The 18,180-nt window shown below is 72.8% G+C and carries 15 protein-coding genes; 8 read left to right on the top strand and 7 right to left on the bottom strand.

The features are described from left to right. Positions 1-324: 324 nt before the first annotated feature. The 4 genes from exaC to PV796_RS06890 all read right to left on the bottom strand — a co-directional run bounded on the left by exaC (position 325) and on the right by PV796_RS06890 (position 4,987). Positions 325-1,848 carry an acetaldehyde dehydrogenase ExaC gene (gene exaC / locus PV796_RS06905; protein WP_274912027.1) on the bottom strand — a complete coding sequence of 508 codons (1,524 nt, stop codon included), beginning with the start codon at positions 1,846-1,848 and terminating at the stop codon, positions 325-327. 139 nt (positions 1,849-1,987) lie between these two features. Continuing rightward, a complete protein-coding gene (locus PV796_RS06900; RefSeq protein ID WP_274912026.1) occupies positions 1,988-3,274 on the bottom strand; it encodes a GAF domain-containing protein in 1,287 nt (428 codons plus the stop codon). 88 nt (positions 3,275-3,362) lie between these two features. Beyond that, positions 3,363-4,382 carry a DUF6114 domain-containing protein gene (locus tag PV796_RS06895; RefSeq protein ID WP_274912025.1) on the bottom strand — a complete coding sequence of 340 codons (1,020 nt, stop codon included), beginning with the start codon at positions 4,380-4,382 and terminating at the stop codon, positions 3,363-3,365. After that, positions 4,373-4,987 carry a DUF6230 family protein gene (locus PV796_RS06890; protein WP_274912024.1) on the bottom strand — a complete coding sequence of 205 codons (615 nt, stop codon included), beginning with the start codon at positions 4,985-4,987 and terminating at the stop codon, positions 4,373-4,375. The genes PV796_RS06895 and PV796_RS06890 overlap by 10 nt, the downstream gene beginning before the upstream one ends. A gap of 145 nt (positions 4,988-5,132) precedes the next feature. Between PV796_RS06890 and PV796_RS06885 the strand changes: the two genes are divergently transcribed. Continuing rightward, entirely contained in the window at positions 5,133-5,789 is a 657-nt protein-coding gene (locus PV796_RS06885) for a TetR/AcrR family transcriptional regulator (RefSeq protein WP_274912023.1), read from the top strand. 140 nt (positions 5,790-5,929) lie between these two features. Here the strand turns inward: PV796_RS06885 and PV796_RS06880 are convergent, their stop codons facing one another. After that, positions 5,930-7,219 carry a glycoside hydrolase family 18 protein gene (locus tag PV796_RS06880; protein ID WP_274912022.1) on the bottom strand — a complete coding sequence of 430 codons (1,290 nt, stop codon included), beginning with the start codon at positions 7,217-7,219 and terminating at the stop codon, positions 5,930-5,932. Between the two features lie 364 nt (positions 7,220-7,583). On the opposite strand from PV796_RS06880, the gene PV796_RS06875 reads away from it, so the two are divergent. Beyond that, on the top strand, positions 7,584-8,756 hold the full coding sequence (locus PV796_RS06875) for an acyl-CoA dehydrogenase family protein (RefSeq protein WP_274912021.1): 1,173 nt from the start codon (positions 7,584-7,586) through the stop codon (positions 8,754-8,756). A gap of 43 nt (positions 8,757-8,799) precedes the next feature. Here PV796_RS06875 and PV796_RS06870 read toward each other — a convergent pair whose 3' ends face one another. After that, a complete protein-coding gene (locus PV796_RS06870) occupies positions 8,800-9,963 on the bottom strand; it encodes a threonine synthase (protein ID WP_274912020.1) in 1,164 nt (387 codons plus the stop codon). 193 nt (positions 9,964-10,156) lie between these two features. Between PV796_RS06870 and PV796_RS06865 the strand changes: the two genes are divergently transcribed. Both PV796_RS06865 and PV796_RS06860 read left to right on the top strand, forming a co-directional pair. After that, positions 10,157-11,308, top strand: coding sequence for a hypothetical protein (locus tag PV796_RS06865; protein ID WP_274912019.1), 1,152 nt, complete (start codon positions 10,157-10,159; stop codon positions 11,306-11,308). Then, positions 11,305-12,432, top strand: coding sequence for a phosphotransferase family protein (locus tag PV796_RS06860; protein ID WP_274912018.1), 1,128 nt, complete (start codon positions 11,305-11,307; stop codon positions 12,430-12,432). Before PV796_RS06865 ends, PV796_RS06860 begins: the two co-directional genes overlap by 4 nt. 22 nt (positions 12,433-12,454) lie before the next feature. On the opposite strand, the gene PV796_RS06855 is transcribed toward PV796_RS06860, so the two are convergent. Continuing rightward, complete coding sequence (locus PV796_RS06855) at positions 12,455-12,880, bottom strand: hypothetical protein (RefSeq protein ID WP_274912017.1); 426 nt, start codon at positions 12,878-12,880, stop codon at positions 12,455-12,457. A 214-nt stretch (positions 12,881-13,094) separates the two neighbouring features. Here PV796_RS06855 and PV796_RS06850 point away from each other — a divergent pair, with 214 nt between their 5' ends. From PV796_RS06850 to PV796_RS06835, 4 genes are all read left to right on the top strand, one after another. Continuing rightward, positions 13,095-13,535 carry an Lrp/AsnC family transcriptional regulator gene (locus tag PV796_RS06850; RefSeq protein WP_030804095.1) on the top strand — a complete coding sequence of 147 codons (441 nt, stop codon included), beginning with the start codon at positions 13,095-13,097 and terminating at the stop codon, positions 13,533-13,535. 61 nt (positions 13,536-13,596) lie between these two features. After that, positions 13,597-15,234 carry an amidohydrolase gene (locus PV796_RS06845; protein WP_274912016.1) on the top strand — a complete coding sequence of 546 codons (1,638 nt, stop codon included), beginning with the start codon at positions 13,597-13,599 and terminating at the stop codon, positions 15,232-15,234. Between the two features lie 517 nt (positions 15,235-15,751). Next, positions 15,752-17,404 (top strand): apolipoprotein N-acyltransferase, encoded by a 1,653-nt coding sequence (gene lnt / locus PV796_RS06840; protein WP_274912015.1) that lies wholly within the window; start codon positions 15,752-15,754, stop codon positions 17,402-17,404. Continuing rightward, a complete protein-coding gene (locus PV796_RS06835) occupies positions 17,401-18,156 on the top strand; it encodes a polyprenol monophosphomannose synthase (protein WP_274912014.1) in 756 nt (251 codons plus the stop codon). The genes lnt and PV796_RS06835 overlap by 4 nt, the downstream gene beginning before the upstream one ends. The last annotated feature ends 24 nt before the right edge of the window (positions 18,157-18,180 follow it).

Below are 18,180 nucleotides of genomic sequence, written 5' to 3'. Positions count from 1 at the left end.
TTCCACGCTCTCTAACCAGTATGTGTCCACCGGCGGTGGTCGTGTCGACCGAGCTGTTTTCAGGCACGTTAGCTGCCTGGGTCAACCTGTGTCTGGACGCTACCGGAGGCTCCCGGCCCTCACCATCGGTTGCGTCTGTTGGAGTGGCACACTGACGGTTACCGAGCGCATTTCTTCGGCGACGCTGGGGTGCGAAGATGCGGAGAGGCGTGGCGAGTGAATAACGCACCGGAAAGCAAAAGGGCGCCCGCCGGGAATAGTTCCCGATCGGGCGCCCTTTTCGTTCTCCTGGAGGAAATCGATGCTTCAGGAGGGGACGGGCCTCTAGAAGAAACCCATCTTCTTCGGTGAGTACGACACCAACAGGTTCTTCGTCTGCTGGTAATGGTCCAGCATCATCTTGTGGGTTTCGCGGCCGATGCCGGATTGTTTGTAGCCGCCGAATGCGGCGTGCGCGGGATACGCGTGGTAGCAGTTGGTCCAGACGCGGCCGGCCTGGATGGCGCGGCCGGCGCGGTAGGCGGTGGAGCCGTCGCGGGTCCAGACGCCGGCGCCGAGGCCGTAGAGGGTGTCGTTGGCGACGGTGATCGCGTCGTCGAAGTCGCTGAACGGGGTGACCGCGACGACCGGGCCGAAGATCTCCTCCTGGAAGATCCGCATGTCGTTGCGGCCCTCGAAGATGGTCGGGCGGACGTAGTAGCCGCCCTCCAACTCGCCGCCCAGTTCGGCCCGGGCGCCGCCGGTGAGGACCTTGGCGCCCTCCTTCTGGCCGATGTCGAAGTAGGAGAGGATCTTCTCCAGTTGGTCGTTGGACGCCTGGGCACCGATCATGGTGTCGGTGTCCAGGGGGTGGCCCTGGACGATCTTCTCGGTGCGGGCCACTCCGGCCGCCAGGAAGTCCGCGTAGTGCCCGCGCTGGATCAGCGCGCGGGACGGACAGGTGCACACCTCGCCCTGGTTGAGGGCGAACATGGTGAAGCCTTCGAGGGCCTTGTCGTGGAAGTCGTCGGTTGCGCTGGAGACGTCGTCGAAGAAGATGTTGGGGCTCTTGCCGCCCAACTCCAGTGTCACCGGCCGCAGATGCTCGGAGGCGTACTGCATGATCAGGCGGCCGGTGGTGGTCTCGCCGGTGAAGGCGATCTTGGCGACCCGGGGGCTGGACGCCAGCGGCTTGCCCGCCTCGACGCCGAAGCCGTTGACGATGTTGACCACGCCGGGCGGCAGCAGGTCCGCGATCAGGCTCATCAGGAAGTGCACCGAGGCGGGGGTCTGTTCGGCGGGCTTGAGGACCACCGTGTTGCCGGCGGCCAGTGCCGGGGCCAGCTTCCAAGTCGCCATCAGGATCGGGAAGTTCCAGGGGATGATCTGGCCGACCACGCCCAGCGGCTCGTGGAAGTGGTAGGCGACCGTGTCCCCGTCGATCTCCGAGAGGGTGCCTTCCTGGGCCCGCACCGCGCCCGCGAAGTAGCGGAAGTGGTCGATGGCCAGCGGGATGTCCGCGGCGAGCGTCTCGCGGACCGGCTTGCCGTTCTCCCAGCTCTCGGCGACCGCCAGCGCCTCCAGGTGGTGTTCCATCCGGTCGGCGATCTTGTTGAGGACGCCGGCGCGTTCGGCGGCGGGCGTGCGCGCCCAGCCGGGGGCCGCGGCGTGCGCGGCGTCCAGGGCGCGCTCGACGTCCTCGGCGGTGCCGCGGGCGACCTCGGTGAACGGGCGGCCGTTGATCGGCGTCGGGTTCTCGAAGTACTGGCCCTGGGCGGGCGGTACGTACGCGCCGCCGATCCAGTGGTCATAGCGGGACTGGTAGCTCATCACGGCATCGGCGGAACCGGGGTTCGCATAACGCGCCACGGGACGGCCTCCCCATCGATCGTCGGTGCACCCCGCCGCGCGCGTGCGGCGGGCGGTGGAGGGGAGGCTAGGGCGGCGGAGGTTGCACGAACGTTGCGCGCGGGCGGGCCCCGGTGTCTGGCGGGGCGGCGCCGGCCCTTCAGTGCCTGGCGGCCTCCCTGGGATCGGGGAATTCGCTGGTCAGGCCGTATTCCAGGCGCAGTCGGCCGGCGGCGGCGAGGGAGGCGGTGCGCGCCGGGGAGCGCTCGGGGAGGGCGGCCACCAGGGCCTCCCGGATCTCCAGGTCGTGCTCGCCCCACGGTGTGTGCGCCCAGGCACGCAGTTGGTCCGGGTCGCCGGTGGTGAGCAGCGCCCGGCGCATCCGGTCCTCCAACGCGGTCCGCAGCCGACGGATGCCGGGCGCCTCCGAGGAGGGCAGGAGCGGACCGCGGTAGGCGTCGAGCGCCGCGACCAGATGGCGGTTGGTCAGATCCCGTTCCACGGTGACCAGATCGGTCTCCACCGGACTGGTGAGGCGGTACGGCCGGGAGCGCAGGAGCGGTCCGACGAGCTGGCGCAGCCGGCAGAGTTCGGCCCGCAGGGTCACCGGGCGCATCTCCCGTTCGCCGTACAGCAGTAACGAGAGTTGATCGCCCGTCAGGCCGTCCGGGTGGTGGGCGAGCAACACCATGATCTCGCTGTGCCGGCGCCCGAGGCGCAGCCGCTCGCCGTCCCGCACCAGCAGGGCCTCGTCCCGGCCGAGTGCGGTGAGGAAGGTACCCAACTCCCTTGCGGAGGCGGAGAGATGGGACTCGGCGGCGCGGGCGGTGGCCTGTACCAGTGCCAGGCAGTGCGGGGTGGCCAGGTGGTCGCCGCCGGTGATGTCCACGGCGCCCAGCAGCCGGCCGGTCCGCTGGTCGTGGACGGGCGCGGCGGCGCACGTCCAGGGCTGCGCCCGCCGGTTGTAGTGCTCGGTGGCGAAGATCTGGACGGCGTGGTCGGCGGCGAGCGCGGTGCCGGGCGCGTTGGTGCCGACGTGGCGCTCGTCCCAACGGGCCCCGACCATGAAGTTCATCCGCTCCGCGCGGTGCAACACCCCGCGGTGTCCCTCCACCCACAGCAGCCGCCCCTGCGGATCGCAGACCGCCAACAGATGCGCCCCGTCCTGGGCGATGCCGCCCAACAACTCCCGGAAGACCGGCATCGCGCGGGCCAACGGGTGCGCCTCCCGGTAGCTGTGCAGCGCGGCCCCGTCGAGCTCGACGGGCGCGATCCCGTCCGGCGCCGCGCACGCCCGCGCCGAGCGGCGCCAGGAGTCGGCGACCACCTGCCGGACCGGCGGCGCCACCGTCCCGTCCGCCAGGAACGCCTCGTGCGCCCTGCGCACCGTGCGGATGCGCTCGCCGGGATCGGCGCCCACCTCCATCGCCAGCCAAGGGTTGACCACGCGTCACCTCTCCGTTACGGCTCCAAGCCCCGTACGCGGATGGTGCTCGCACCGGCCGGGGGCGTAAACCCCGGGCGGGCGCCCCGGCTCAGGAGGCCCCGCCGCCCGCCTGGAGCCGCAGCCCGTCCGCCACGATCAGATCCGAGGTGACCAGCGCCTGTTCCGCGGTCACCCGCGTCATGTAGACGAACGGCGGGACGACCGGGGGGACCGGCAGGGTGTCCGGGGTGAAGGTCAGGCAGAGCACCCCCTCGATGCAGCCGGTGAACTTGGTGAGGTAGAGGGTGACCGCACCCTTGAGGTCCAACGAGTCCGCGCGCAGGGCGAGTTGGTCGCCCTGCGCATCGTGGGTGATGAGTCGGTAGTCGGTCAGCGAGGCGGCCTTCATCCGCAGCACCATCACCTTCAGCGGCCCGCGGGCGGTGGGGACGGTGGAGACGCCGGCCAGGGTGAAGCCCTGCGGGGCGAAGCGCGTGGTGGTCACGGTCGGCGGGACCGGCGGCGCGGGGGGCGTCGCCCCGGCCGCCCCGGCGCGTGGTGCGGGACCCCCGAGGATGGCGAGCAGTGCGACCGGCAGTCCGACGGCGAGCGCCTTGCTGCCGGTGCCGCGGCGCGGTGGTGCGGGAACCGCGGCCTGGTCCTGGTCCCGGGCCTGCGCCCGAGCCGCCCCCGGGGGCTCCGCCCCGTCGGGGGAGGCCGCCGTCCGCACCGGCGTCCAGCCGAACCCCATCGCGCTGCCCGCGATCCCCAGTCCCATCCCGACCAGGAATCCGCCGAGGTTGGTCGCGGCGAACGAGAGCACCGACAGGATCAGCGCGTTGATGCTCACGTAGTGGTGCGCGGCCGGCGTGCACCACAGGAAGAGCCCGGCCACCATCAGCGCCACCCCGATGCCCAGCGCGGCCAGTCCGCCCAGTCCCAGGCTCACCAGGACCGTCAGCGGCGACAGCGGCACCAGGAGCAGTTCGGCGCCGCCGAGCAGGAGCAGCAGTCCGGCCCAGAACGGCCGGGACCGCCGCCACCGCCGCAGCGCCGCCCGCCGTTCCGGCCAGGGCAGCGCCCGCTCCAGTCGGGCGCCCCACCGCGCGCGGCGCGCGCTCAGAAACACGCCCGGCCGTCCAGGCTGACGCTCACCCGCAGGCCCTTGAGCCGGAAGTTGCCGCCGGTGGCGGACCAGGCATGCGATTTGACGCCGGCCACCTCGATGTTGCTGGCCTGTAGCCCGAACTTCCCGCGTGGGCCCTTGACCCCCGGCACCGCGTCCAGGGTGCCGGCGTCCCGCCCGATCTGCGCGGTGCCGAACCGGGCGTCGCCGACCAGGTCCTCCCCGTCGATGACGAGGTTGTCGGCGCGCACCGCCCCGGCGTCGCCCCCGGCGGTCAGCTTGAACACCACCGCTCCCAACGGGGTCTGCACCCGGGCCGCCTGGCAGATGTCGGTGAGGTGCGCCTGGCCGATGCCCAGCAGGGCGACCGGGTGGCCGTGGTCGTCGGTGTCGTGGTCGGTGTGCACGTACGAGGCGAGTCCGTTGCTGGTCAACTTGCCGGAGGCGACCTGGAAGTTGGTGCCGGACACCGCGAAGGACGCGGCCAGTGCGCCCTGCGCCATCACGGTGGCCAGCGCGCCCACGGCGAGTACGGCGGGTGCCGCCACTGCCGCGGCCTTCTTCCACGAGGTCCGTCCTTGGGGCGCCGTGCCGTTCGATCTGCTCACTGCGTCCTCCCCGGGGCAGCGGTCGAATGCGCGAGGGAAGTGCTTCGTGGCGCGGTCTGCGGTGGTCCGTCGCAGACCGGAAGAGTCCGCGTGACGTTCTGTCATACTGCGCGGAACTCTTGGTAGTTGGAGACTAGGGCGGATTTTGAATAAGAGTCAACAGCACGGACGGACAGCCTCGCGGGCCGCTCGCGCAACCGAGCGGTACCAGGCACGTCGCGCCGAACTGATATCCATCGGCCGGAAGTTGTTCGCCGACACCTCCTACGACGCGCTGTCCATGGACGACATCGCACGCCAGGCCGGGGTCGCCAAGGGCCTGATCTACTACTACTTCACCAACAAGCGCGGCTACTACCTGGCGATCATCGAGGACGCGGTGGCCGAGCTGGTCAAGCGGGCCGGCAGCGCCCGCGGCCTGCCGCCGGTCGAACGCGTCCGGCGCACCATAGACGGCTATCTGCGCTACGCCCAGCACCACCAGGCCGCCTACCGCGCGATCGTGACCGGCGGGGTCGGCTTCGACGCCGAGGTGCTGGCGCTGCGCTCCGAGGTCCGGGCCAAGCTGCTGACCACCATCGCCCGCGGCGCCTGGGGCCGCCCGGACCTTCCCCCGTTCGCCCGGACGACGCTGGCGGGTTGGCTCTCCAGCGTGGAGGGCGTCACCCTCGACTGGATCGAGACGCAGGAACTCCCGCGCGAGACCGTGGTGTTGCTGCTGGTGCGCGGGCTGGGCGACGCCCTCCGGCTGATCGAGGAGTACGAGCCCGGCTGCCCGGCGCCGCCCCGCCCGCCGCTCTGACGCGACGCCCCACCTGCCGGGCCGGGCCGCCTCCGGCAACGGCGGAGCGGGTGGGAGGCCGGCGCCTCCCACCCGCTCACCACCCCTTCTCCCAGGGCGAGTTGATGGCTCATCCGGCCACAACGGCCCTGCGGACGGGGCTACTTGATGGCCTTGATCAGCTCCCCGTCCGGGGTGTCCCCGCTCAGCTCCCAGAAGAAGGTCCCGCCCAGCCCCTGGGCGTCCTTGTAGGCCATCTTGGTGCCGATGGTCTCCGGGGTGTCGTAACTCCACCACTGGTCACCGCACTTGGCGTAGGCGGTGCCGCCCACCGTGCCGGTGGCCGGGCAGCGGTCCTTGATCACCTTGTAGTCGTCGATGCCCGCCTCGTACTTGCCCGGCGCCGCGGCGCTCGCGGTGCCGCCCGGCGCGTCCTGGGTGACGCCCTGCCAGCCGCGGCCGTAGAAGCCGATGCCCAGCAGTAGTTTGTCCGCCGGCACGCCCAGCTTCTTGAGCTTGGCGATGGTGTCGGTGGTGTTGAACCCGGCCTTCGGGATGCCCTGGTACGACGTCAGCGGGGAGTGCGGGGCGGTCGGCCCCTTGGCGTCCCAACCACCGAAGTAGTCATAGGTCATCGCGTTGTACCAGTCGACGTACTGGGACGCGCCCCCGTAGTCGGCCGCGTCCATCTTGCCGCCGTCCGAGGCGTCCGCGGTGATGGCCGCGGTCACCAGGTTGTCCGTGCCGAACTTGTCCCGGACCGCCTTTAGCACGTTGGTGAAGGCGTCCTTGCCGCTGGTGTCGCAGGTCAGGCCGCAGGCGTTGGGGTACTCCCAGTCGATGTCGATGCCGTCGAAGACGTCCGCCCAGCGCTTGTCCTTGACCAGGTCGTAGCAGGACTGGGCGAACCCCGCCGGGTCCTTGGCCGCCTCGCTGAAGCCGCCCGACCAGGTCCAACCGCCGAACGACCAGAGGATCTTGAGGTTGGGGTGCAGCTTCTTGAGCTTGCGCAGTTGGTTGAAGTTGCCGCGCAGGCCGTTGGGGTCGTCCCAGGTGTCCGCCTTGCCGTCGACGCTCTGGTCGGCGGTGAACGCCTTGTCGTAGTCGGCGTAGGAGTCGCCGATCGCGCACTTGCCGCCCTGGACGTTGCCGAAGGCGTAGTTGATGTGCGTCAGCTTGTCCGCGGAGCCGGACGTCTGAACGTCCTTGACCTGGTAATTCCGGTCGTAGATGCCCCAGTCGGTGAAGTAGCCGACGACCTTGTTGCCCGCCGCGGTGGTCTTCGGCGCGGTGGTCCGGGCCGCGGTGTTCGGGTGCCCGGCGGTGGGGGCGTGGGCGGGGCGGGCGGTGGCGGAGCCGGCGAAGAGCGTGCCGGCCAGGGCCGCGGTACACAGCGCGGTCGCGGCGGCGATCAGTCTCCGCGGCGCTCGCTTCCGGTGCGGTCTGAGCATGTCGTCTCCTCGGAGGGGGGCGAGGGTGGAGCATGACGACGTCCGGCACCCCATGCCTGCCGAATTGGCATGAACGCGCGGAACGTTGGGGGAGAAGGTAGAAGGACTAGACCAGTGAGTCAATGGTTCGGACCAATTTCCCACCGCCCCGCTCGGCGCCCCAAGTCGCCGGATTCCGCCAGGCAATCGATCATCAACCCGTGACGCCGGGCCGCCGATCGGGCATACTCCTAGCGCCACAGCCGCAGGTCATCGCCTTCCGCGACCCGGAAGGCGATCATCGGCCAGGCACGACGGAATCCGGCGCCGCCGCCCTACCCCTGCGCGCGTCGCCGCAGCGCCCGAGAGGGAGGAGAGCGCCGCCATGACCGAGTACGTTCCCCCGCCGGTGGACCGCAGGCTGCCCACCGAGGAGGCCCGCGACCTGATGGCCCTGGTGCGCGAGCTCGCCGAGCGCGAAATCCGGCCAATCGCCGCGGAAGAAGAGGAGGCCGGCCGGTTCCCGCGTGCCCTGTTCACCCTGCTCTCCGAATCCGGCCTGCTCTCCCTGCCGTACGCCCAGGAGTTCGGCGGCGGCGAGCAGCCCTACGAGGTCTACCTCCAGGTCCTGGAGGAGCTCGCGGCCGCCCGGCTCACCGTGGGCCTCGGCGTCAGCGTGCACACCCTCGCCTGCCATGCGCTGGCCGGGTACGGCACCAAGGAGCAGCGCGCCGAGCACCTTCCCGCCATGCTCGGCGGCGGACTGCTCGGCGCCTACTGCCTCTCCGAGCCCGCCGCCGGCTCCGACGCCGCCGCCCTGACCACCCGCGCCACCCGGCAGGGCGACCGCTGGACCATCGAGGGCACCAAGGCGTGGATCACCCACGGCGGCATGGCCGACTTCTACACCGTCCTGGCCCGCACCGGCGAGGGCGGCCCGCACGGCATCACCGCCTTCCTCGTCCCCGGCGACGCCGAGGGGCTTACGGCGGCCAAGCCCGAGCGGAAGATGGGCATGAAGGGCTCGCCGACCGCACAACTGCACTTCGACGGCGTCCAGGTGCCCGACGCCCGCCGCATCGGCGAGGAGGGCCAGGGCTTCTCCATCGCGCTCTCCGCCCTGGACTCCGGCCGCCTGGGCATCGCCGCCTGCGCGATCGGCGTCGCCCAGGCCGCGCTGGACGAGGCCCTCTCCTACACCGCCGGGCGCCGCCAATTCGGCCGCCCCATCGTCGACTTCCAGGGCCTGCGCTTCATGCTCGCGGACATGGCGACCCAGGTGGAGGCGGGCCGCGCCCTCTACCTCAGCGCCGCCCGGCTGCGCGACGCCGGCCTGCCGTTCTCCAAAGAGGCGGCGATGGCCAAGCTGTTCTGCACCGACACCGCGATGCGGGTCACCACGGATGCCGTCCAACTGCTCGGCGGTTACGGCTACACCGTCGACTTCCCGGCCGAGCGCTATATGCGCGAGGCCAAGGTGCTCCAGATCGTCGAGGGCACCAACCAGATCCAGCGGATGGTGATCGCCCGCCACCTGGCGGGACCGGAGTCCCACTGAACCCGCGGGGGCGGGGGCCGACCGGCGCCCCGCCCCCGCGGGCTCAGTCGCCGAGCCCCTTCATTCCGGTGGCCGTTCCGATCGCCACCACCAACGTGCCGGGCGCGTCGGCCAGTTCGCGGGCCACCGCCACCGGCACCGCGGACGACGGCTCCAACAGCAGCCCCTCCGCGGCCAGCCGCCGGTGCTCGGCCCGGGCCACCTCGTCGTCCACCGCCACGGCCGTGCCGCCGGTCCGCCACAGGGCGTCCAACCCCTGCCAGCACGGCCGGTCCCCGCCCAGCGAGAACGCCACCGACGGGCCCGGCGTCACCCGGGTCCGCTCCTGCTCGGCCCGGTCGGCCCGGCGCAGCGCCGCGGTGAACGGCGCCGACGGCGTGGTCTCCGCGACCACCAGCCGCGGCGCCGCCTCGACCATCCCGGCCGCCGCCAACTCCCGGAATCCACGGCCGATTCCGGCCAACAGGTCGCCGCGGCTGGTCGGCACCACCACCGTGTCGATCCGCCGCCCGGCGAAGTCCCGGGCCAGCTCGTAGGCGACCGACTTGTACCCCTCGTTCCCGTACGGATTGCTGCCCGGCCGCGACGCGGCGAAGCTGGTCAGCGGATACCAGCCGTGCTCCGTGACGGCCCGGGTCATCGCGGCGTTCCGCGCCTCGCCGCCGCCGGGGACGACCACCCGCTCCGCCCCCAACGCATCGATCTGCGCCCGGAGTCCGGCCGGTACCGCATCGGTGGTGAACACCACGCAGCGCAGCCCGGCCCGCGCGGCGTAGGCCGCGGCCGCCGCCCCCGCGTTCCCCGAGGACGCCGCGACCACGGTGTCCGCGCCGGCCGCCAGCGCCGCGGCCACCCCGACGGACATCGCCCGGTCCTTGTGCGCCCCGGTCGGATTTCCCCCCTCGTATTTCAGCCACAACTCGCCCGCACCGCTGGCCGGTGATGAACCGTCAGCGGAGCGGGTCTCGGCGCGCAGCCGGACGACGGGGGTGTTCCCCTCGCCGAGGGTGACCGGCGGGCCCGGCACCGGCAGCGCCGCCGGCCAGCCCCACGGGCCGCCCGGATACGCCGCGAGGTCCAGCCCGGTCAGATCCGCCAGCGGGGGCGGGGTGTTGACGCCGATGCCGTCGCGGGCACAGGGCCGGCAACCGGCGAGATCGCCCGCGGCGTCACCGCAGCGCGGGCAGTGCAGGGGGAGTGGGGGCATCGTCGTCGCTCCTGGGTTCGGGGTCGGTCCGGGGCACGCGGGACGAGCGCGACGGTAACAGGCGCAGCCGCACTACGTCACCTACATGTCCCGTCATCGGTCTCAGGGTGTGGCCGCCACTGGCTATCTGACGTACCGTCAACTCTTCTTCGTTCCCCGGTGATCCACCGTCCGACCGCGCCCTGGAGGGACCGTGACCGACCGCCCGATCGCGCTCGACGAATACCCGATCCACCAGGCACCGCTCTCCATGCGACAGGTCGCCACCGGCGACCGCAACGCCTACGACCGCTGCATCTTCCACGTCCTGGACCACACCGGCCGCGCCCTGCTCATCGCCGGCCTCGGCGTCTACCCCAACACCGGCGTCATCGACGCCTACGCCACCCTCCGCCTCGGCGACCAACTGCACGCCGTACGGGCCTCCGACGCGCTCACCGACGACCGCCTGGCGCTGACCGTCGGCCCGCTCGCGCTCACCGTCGAGGAACCGCTGCACCGCATCCGCCTCACCTGCGCCCCCGACCCCGCCGACCCGGACGGCCTGTCCTGCGACCTGACCTGGACCGGCTCCTTCCCGACCGTCTGGGAGCCGCACCACACCCAACACCGCGCCGGCCGGCTGATATTGGAGGGCCGCCGCTTCGTCCAGGCCGGCACCTGCACCGGCACCATCCGCGCGGCCGGCGAGGAACTCACCGTCACCGAGGGGGAGTGGACCGGTACCCGGGACCGCAGTTGGGGCGTGCGCCCGATCCCCGGCGAGGACGGCGGCCGGGCCGCCGCCGAGGCCCCGACCGAGGGGTTCCACTGGATCTGGTGCCCGGTCCGCTTCGACGACCGGTTCGTCATGGTCATCATCCAAGAGGACGCCGACGGCCACCGCACCCTCAACGAGGCACTGCTGGTCCGCAACGGCACCCCGGACCGCCAACTCGGCTGGCCACACGCCGACATCACCTACCGCCCCGGCACCAGGCACCCCGAACGCGCCGTCCTCCACCTCACCGACCCGGCCCGCACCCCCCTCGCACTCACCGCCGAGATCCTCACCTCCTCGCCCCTCGCCCTCGGCGCCGGCTATCCCCCCGCCGACGACTGGCAACACGGCACCTGGCAGGGCCGCGACTGGGTCGACCGCCGCAGCTACGACCTCTCCGACCCCGGCGCCCACCCCCGCGCCGCCTTCGGCGTCACCGACCACGCCGCCCGCTTCACCCTCGAAGGCCGCACCGGCTACGGCATCTTCGAACACGGCAGCTTCGGCCGCCACGACCCCAGCGGCTTCACCGGCTACCACGACGTCGCCGCCGCCCCGCAGGACCGTCCGGAGGCGGGCCGATGACCGGCACCCCGCGCCCGCGCACCACCACCCGCGACCCCGACGCCCTCACCGGCCGGCTCACCGCCTGGCTCGGCACCCGCCTGCCCGGCGCCCGCGCCACCCACACCACCGTCCCCGCCTCCAACGGCATGTCCAGCGAGACCCTGCTGTTCGACATCGACCACCCCGACCCGTCGTCCCTCCAACTCCCGGCCCCGACCGGCCCGGACGGGACGCTGCGCTGCGTTCTCCGGCTCGCCGCCGACCCCGCCGCGTACACCGTCTTCCCGCGCTACGACATGCCGCGGCAGTACCGCACCATGCGCCTGGTCGCCGACCACACCGACCTGCCGGTTCCCCGCACCCTCTGGCTGGAGGAGGACCCGGCACACCTCGGCGCGCCCTTCTTCGTCATGACCCGCGCCACCGGCCGCGTCCCACCCGACGTCATGCCCTATACCTATGAGGGGAGTTGGCTGCACGACGCCACCGACGCCGAACGCGACGCGCTGGCGGTCGCCAGCGTCGCCGTCCTCGCCCGCCTGCACGACCAAGTCCCGCCGGAATCGGCGGCGTTCCTCACCACACCCGGTACCGGCAGCACCCTCGCCCGCCACGTCGCGTCCCAACGCGCCTACTACGCCTGGGTCGTGGACGGCCTCCCGCGCTCCCCGCTCATCGAGCGCGGCTTCGCCTGGCTCGCCGACCACTGGCCCGACGACCCCGACGACCCCGTACTGAGCTGGGGCGACGCCCGGATCGGCAACATCGTCTACGACGGCTTCGCACCGGCCGCGGTCCTCGACTGGGAACTGGCCGCGCTCGGCCCCCGCGAGCTCGACCTCGGCTGGATGATCTACCTCCACCGCTTCTTCCAGGACCTCACGGAGGCGAGCGGCCAGCGCGGACTACCCGACTTCCTGCGCCGGGACCACGTCGAGGACCAGTACGCCCGACTGACCGGACACCGGCCCCGCGCAATGGAGTTCCACACCCTCTACGCGGCCCTGCGGCACGCCGTCGTCATGCTGAGGGTGGCCTACCGCCGCGTCCACTTCGGGGAGTGCCCGGTCCCGGACGACCCCGACGGGCTGATCCTGCACCGGGACACGCTGGAGGCGATGCTCGCCGGCCGCTACTGGTGAACGGCCGCGGCCGGCGGACGGATCAGCTCCGGCGGCGCGAGCGCGGCACGCGGACCGCCCGCTCGCCGGGACCACTGGGGTGTGAGAACGGCTGGCGACGCCAGTCCAGGCCCGCCGGAAGCGTCAACAGGATGGCGGCGTCCCGCTCCTGAGCGTCCATCATGTCGTCGGTGTCCGGGGCGTCGGACGCCGGCCGGCCCGACCCCTGGCACACCGTCAGCGCGAACGGGTTCCACGGCGAGGGGCACAGCGCGTGCTCCGGGAGCGTGTCCTCGTCCGCCAGCAGCGCGATCGGCTGCCCGCAGTCCGGGCAGCTCACGCGGTAGATCTCGTAGGTGTCGAAGGGATCGTCCACCCCGTCCTCGGCGAGGAAGCCGAAACTGTCGCCCTCCTGGGCGCCGACGTCGGCCGCGGCGGAGTCCTGCTTGAGGCGTCGCATGATGTCCATCCCCCTCGGGTGGGCCACTCGGACCGCTGACGTTCGTTCGTGTGACCGGCGGTCTCGGCCAACACCAGCAATGCCCTCCATGCCGGGCGCATAATCGCCGGCACCCCCTGGACCCCGCGTCACTGGTGTGGCATTGCTCACACGGACCGGCGCCCGGGTGTCCACGATCGGGCGCGCGGTGCGCACACGCGCCCGCGCACAGTAGGTTGAGCGGGTGGAGGAGTTGGACCGACAAATCGTGGATCTGCTCGTCAAGGACGGGCGGATGAGCTACACCGACCTGGGCAAGGCCACCGGCCTGTCCACCTCGGCGGTGCACCAACGGGTGCGCCGCCTGGAACAGCGCGGGGTGATCCGCGGCTACGCCGCCATCGTCGACCCCGAGGCCGTGGGTCTGCCGCTCACCGCCTTCATTTCGGTCAAACCCTTCGACCCCAGCGCCCCGGACGACATCGCCGACCGGCTCGCCGAGGTCCCCGAGTTGGAGGCGTGCCACAGCGTCGCCGGCGACGAGAACTACATCCTCAAGGTCCGGGTCGCCACCCCGCTGGAGCTGGAGCACCTGCTCACCCGCATCCGCACCCTGGCCGGCGTCTCGACCCGCACCACGGTGGTGCTCTCCACCCCCTACGAATCCCGCCCGCCGCGGATCTGACCCGGCCGGGAGCCGACCCCCGGACGCCCGGCGCCCCCACCCAGGGGCCAGACTGTCCGGTATGAGCGAGCGCAACCCCGAGCAGGCCCCCCGCACCGTCCTCCTGCGGGGCGGTGAGGTGCACAGCCCCGCCGACCCCTTCGCCACCGCGATGGTCGTCGAGGGCGACCGGATCGCCTGGGTCGGCGAGGAGGGAGCGGCCGACTCCTTCGCCGACGGCGTCGACGAAGTGGTGCGGCTCGACGGCGCGTTGGTCACTCCGGCGTTCACGGACGCACATGTGCACACCACCGCCACCGGGCTGGCCCTCACCGGCCTGGACCTCGCCGGCGCCGCCACCCTGACCGACGCCCTCGACCGGATCCGCCGGTTCGCCGCCGACCGTCCGGCCGGCACCGTCCTGCTCGGCCACGGCTGGGACGCCAGCGCCTGGCCCGAGGGCCGCCCGCCGTCCCGTACCGAACTGGACGCCGCCGCCGGCGGCCGCCCGCTCTACCTCACCCGCGTCGACGTGCACTCCGCGGTCGTCACCACCGCCCTGCTCGACCTGGTCCCGGGCGTCCGCGAGCAGTCCGGCTTCCACCCCGACGGGCCGCTGACCGGCGACGCCCACCACGCCGTGCGGGCCGCCGCGCACGCCACCGTCACCCCCGCCCAGCGCGCCGAGGCCCAGGCCGCCGCGCTGGCCCGGGCCGCCTCGCTCGGCATCGGCACCGTCCACGAGTGCGCCGGCCCGCAGATCTCCAGCGAGGACGACTTCACCGCGCTGCTCGCCCGCGCCGCCGAGCGCAACGGCCCGCGCGTCATCGGCTACTGGGCCGAACTGATCGCATCCGCAAAGGGCGCCGACCGGATCCGCGAGCTCGGTGCCCACGGCGCCGCCGGCGACCTCTTCGCCGACGGCTCGCTCGGCTCGCACACCGCCCACCTGCACGCCCCCTACGCCGATGCCGACCACACCGGCGCCGCCCACCTCGACGCCGACGCCATCGCCGCCCACGTCGCCGCCTGCACCGAGGCCGGCATCCAGGCCGGCTTCCACGCCATCGGCGACGCCGCCCTGACCGCCGTCACCGACGGCGTCCGGACCGCCGCCGACCGCGTCGGCCTGCCCCGCGTCCGGGCCGCCCGGCACCGCGTCGAGCACGCCGAGATGCTCACCGACAAGACCATCGCCGCCTTCGCCGACCTCGCCCTGACCGCCTCCGTGCAGCCCGCCTTCGACGCGGCCTGGGGCGGCCCCGACGGCATGTACGCCACCCGCCTCGGCGCCGACCGGGCCGCCGGCCTCAACCCCTACGCCGCCCTCCTCAAGGCCGGTGTCCCGCTCGCCCTCGGCTCCGACAGCCCGGTCACCCCGCTCGACCCCTGGGGCACCGTGCGCGCCGCCGTCTTCCACCGCACCCGCGCCCACGGCATCTCCGCCCGCGCCGCGTTCACCGCCCACACCCGCGGCGGCTGGCGCGCCATCGGCCGTGACGACGCCGGCGTCCTGGTGCCCGGCGCCCCCGCCGACTACGCGGTCTGGCAGACCGGCGAGCTGCTCGTCCAGGCCCCCGACGAGCGCGTCGAGCGCTGGTCCACCGACCCCCGCTCCGGCACCCCCGGCCTGCCCGATCTCACCCCCGGCAACGACCTCCCGCGCTGCCTGCGCACCGTCGTCGGCGGTCGGCTGGTCTTCGACCGGCCGAACGAGTGACATCGCGGGAGCCGGTGGCGCCCCGACACCGCGCCGCACCTGCTTGCCCTACCTGGGAATGCTCGGCACTGACCTGGGACGACGCGAAACCGACGCAGAAGTAGCGACTGTTGACAGCAGCCGCCGGTGGGCCGGTAGGTTCGGCCGAGTCCACCACAGGACGTCCGACCGGGACCTCCGCGCAGTCGTCGAACGCAGCTGGGCCATGGGGCGGCGAGCCAACCGGCACACCGCCACTGGGAGCCAGGTCCAGCGCCAGGGCGATGGCTAGGTCGGTCGGCAGGTGCGACCCGGGTGGGGCCCGGCGCTCAGTAGACAACGGCTTTCGGTCGACCCGCAGCCAGCGGGTCCCAGGTCGGCCCGAAGGGCGCCGGGCCCGATCCGCACCCCACCCCCCCCACGAGGACGGCGCCGCAGGCCGCCCGCCCGTCACGGTCCACACACCCCGTACCCGCCCTCAGGACCCTCCGATGTACGGTCGGCTGACTAACGGACGACCTGCAGGAAGGCCCGCGACGTGCCATCGGGTTCCGAGACCACCGACGCCGCCGCGTCCACCGGCCCGGCGCCGTCCGGCGTGACCGACGCCGGACACCGCCCCGGCCGCGCCCGCCGGCTGGCCGCCCTGGCCCGCCGCGAGGCCCCGCGCACCGCCCTCGCGGCCGCCGCCGGCCTCGCCCTCGGCCTGGCCTTCCCGCCGTACGGCCTGTGGCCGCTGTCGCTGGTGGCGGTGGCCGCGCTGGCACTGCTGACCCGCGGCCGCCGGGCCCGCCAGGGTGCCTGGACCGGCTTCGCGTTCGGGCTGCCGTTCTTCCTGCTCCTGCTGAAGTGGCTGCACGTGGTCGGCTGGGACGCGGTGGTGGGCCTGTCCGTCGCCGAGGCGCTCTTCGTCGTGGTGATGGGGGCCGGGCTGGCGCTCACCTCCCGGCTGCCCGGCTGGCCGCTGTGGGGCGCATGCCTGTGGGTGGCCCAGGAGTGGGCCCGGGACCGGCTGCCGTTCGGCGGCTTCCCCTGGGGCCGACTGGCCTTCGCCAACACCGGCTCGTCGTTCACCCCGCTCGCCGCGCTCGGCGGCGCCCCACTGGTGACCTTCGCCGTCGCGCTGGCCGGCACCCTGCTGGCCGCCGCCGCGGTCGGCCTGTGGGGGCTGCGCCGGGGCGCGGGCCAGCGCGGGCTGGTCCGGGCGCTGGAGGCGTTCGGGCTGGCCGCCGCGATCACCCTCGCCGGCCTGGTGGTCCCGGTCCCGACCAAGGCCGACGACACCGTCCGGATCGCCGTCGTCCAGGGCAACGTCCAGCGGGCCGGTATGGACTTCCTGGGCCGCCCGATGAAGATCCTCGACAACCACGCCAGCGCCACCGAGAAGCTGGCCGACGACGTCCGGCACCACCGGGTACCCAAGCCGGACCTGGTCATCTGGCCGGAGAACTCCTCCGACCTGGACCCCTTCCAGTACCCGCAGGCGTACGACCGGATCGACGAGGCAGTCAAGGCGATCGGCGTCCCGGTCCTCGTCGGCGCCCTCATCGACCACCCCACCAAGCCCGGCTACGTCTTCAACGAGGGCATCGTCTGGGACCCCAAGACCGGGCCCGGCGCCTCGTACACCAAGCAACACCCGGTCCCGTTCGGCGAGTACGTGCCCTTCAGGGCCGAGCTCAGCAAGATCATCACGCGCTTCCAGCGGGTGCCGCGCGACTTCTACCCCGGCGACCACACCGGCCTGTTGAAGGTCGGCCCGGCCAAACTGGGCGACGTCATCTGCTTCGAGGTCGCCTACGACGAGATCGTCCACGACACCGTCGGCGCCGGCGCCCGGGCGCTGGTCGTCCAGACCAACAACGCCACCTACGGGCGCACCGGCCAGCCCGAGCAGCAGTTGGCGATGTCCAGGCTGCGGGCCGTCGAGCACGGCCGGGCGGTGGTCACCGCGGCCACGAGTGGCATCAGCGCGGTGGTCGCCCCGGACGGGACCGTTACGCACCAGATTCCCGAATTCACCCAGGGTGTGGTCTCGGCCCGCATCCCGCTGCGCGACGAAACGACGCTGGCCGACCGCGTTGGCGCGGCCCCCGAGTGGGCGCTCGCTATCGTGGGCCTCCTGTCCTGCGGGGCCGCCGTCACCGTCGGCCGGCGCAGGCGAATGAAGGACGAGAAGGGACAGCAGTGACAGACGGTCAGCGGCAGTACGGTCCGCTCGGCAGCACGTTGGTGATCATTCCGACGTACAACGAGGCGGAGAACATCAAGCCGATCGTCTCGCGGGTGCGGTCCTCCGTCCCCGAGGCGCACGTCCTGATCGCGGACGACAACAGCCCCGACGGCACCGGCAAGCTGGCCGACGAGTTGGCCGCCGAGGACGACAAGGTCCACGTCCTGCACCGCAGGGGCAAGGAGGGCCTCGGCGCCGCCTACCTCGCGGGCTTCCGCTGGGGCATCGAGAACGGCCACGGCGTACTGGTCGAGATGGACGCCGACGGCTCCCACCAGCCCGAAGAACTGCCCCGGCTCCTCACCGCCCTCAAGGGCGCCGACCTGGTACTCGGCTCGCGCTGGGTCCCCGGCGGCCGGGTGGTGAACTGGCCCAAGCACCGCGAGTTCCTCTCCCGCGGCGGCAGCACCTACTCCCGGCTGATGCTGGACGTCCCGATCCGCGACGTCACCGGCGGCTTCCGCGCCTTCCGGGCCGAGACGCTCCAGGGCCTGGGCCTGGACGAGGTCGCGTCCCAGGGCTACTGCTTCCAGGTCGACCTGGCCCGCCGGGCCGTCCAGGCCGGCTACCACGTCGTCGAGGTGCCCATCACCTTCGTCGAACGGGAGCTGGGCGACAGCAAGATGAGCCGCGACATCGTCGTGGAGGCGCTCTGGCGGATCACCTCCTGGGGCGTGGGCTCCAAGGTGAGCAAGATCCGCGGCCGCTGAGCCCCTCGCCGGCCGGGCCAGGCA

Source organism: Streptomyces sp. WZ-12 (assembly GCF_028898845.1).
Lineage (GTDB): Bacteria > Actinomycetota > Actinomycetes > Streptomycetales > Streptomycetaceae > Streptomyces.
This window is presented reverse-complemented; position numbering and strand designations above follow the sequence as displayed.

Coding starts and splice junctions, on each gene's coding strand:
- PV796_RS06855 (WP_274912017.1), bottom strand. CDS start 12,880: ATGGACATCATGCGACGCCTCAAGCAGGACTCCGCCGCGGCCGACGTC.
- PV796_RS06860 (WP_274912018.1), top strand. CDS start 11,305: ATGACCGGCACCCCGCGCCCGCGCACCACCACCCGCGACCCCGACGCC.
- PV796_RS06870 (WP_274912020.1), bottom strand. CDS start 9,963: ATGCCCCCACTCCCCCTGCACTGCCCGCGCTGCGGTGACGCCGCGGGC.
- PV796_RS06880 (WP_274912022.1), bottom strand. CDS start 7,219: ATGCTCAGACCGCACCGGAAGCGAGCGCCGCGGAGACTGATCGCCGCC.
- PV796_RS06845 (WP_274912016.1), top strand. CDS start 13,597: ATGAGCGAGCGCAACCCCGAGCAGGCCCCCCGCACCGTCCTCCTGCGG.
- PV796_RS06875 (WP_274912021.1), top strand. CDS start 7,584: ATGACCGAGTACGTTCCCCCGCCGGTGGACCGCAGGCTGCCCACCGAG.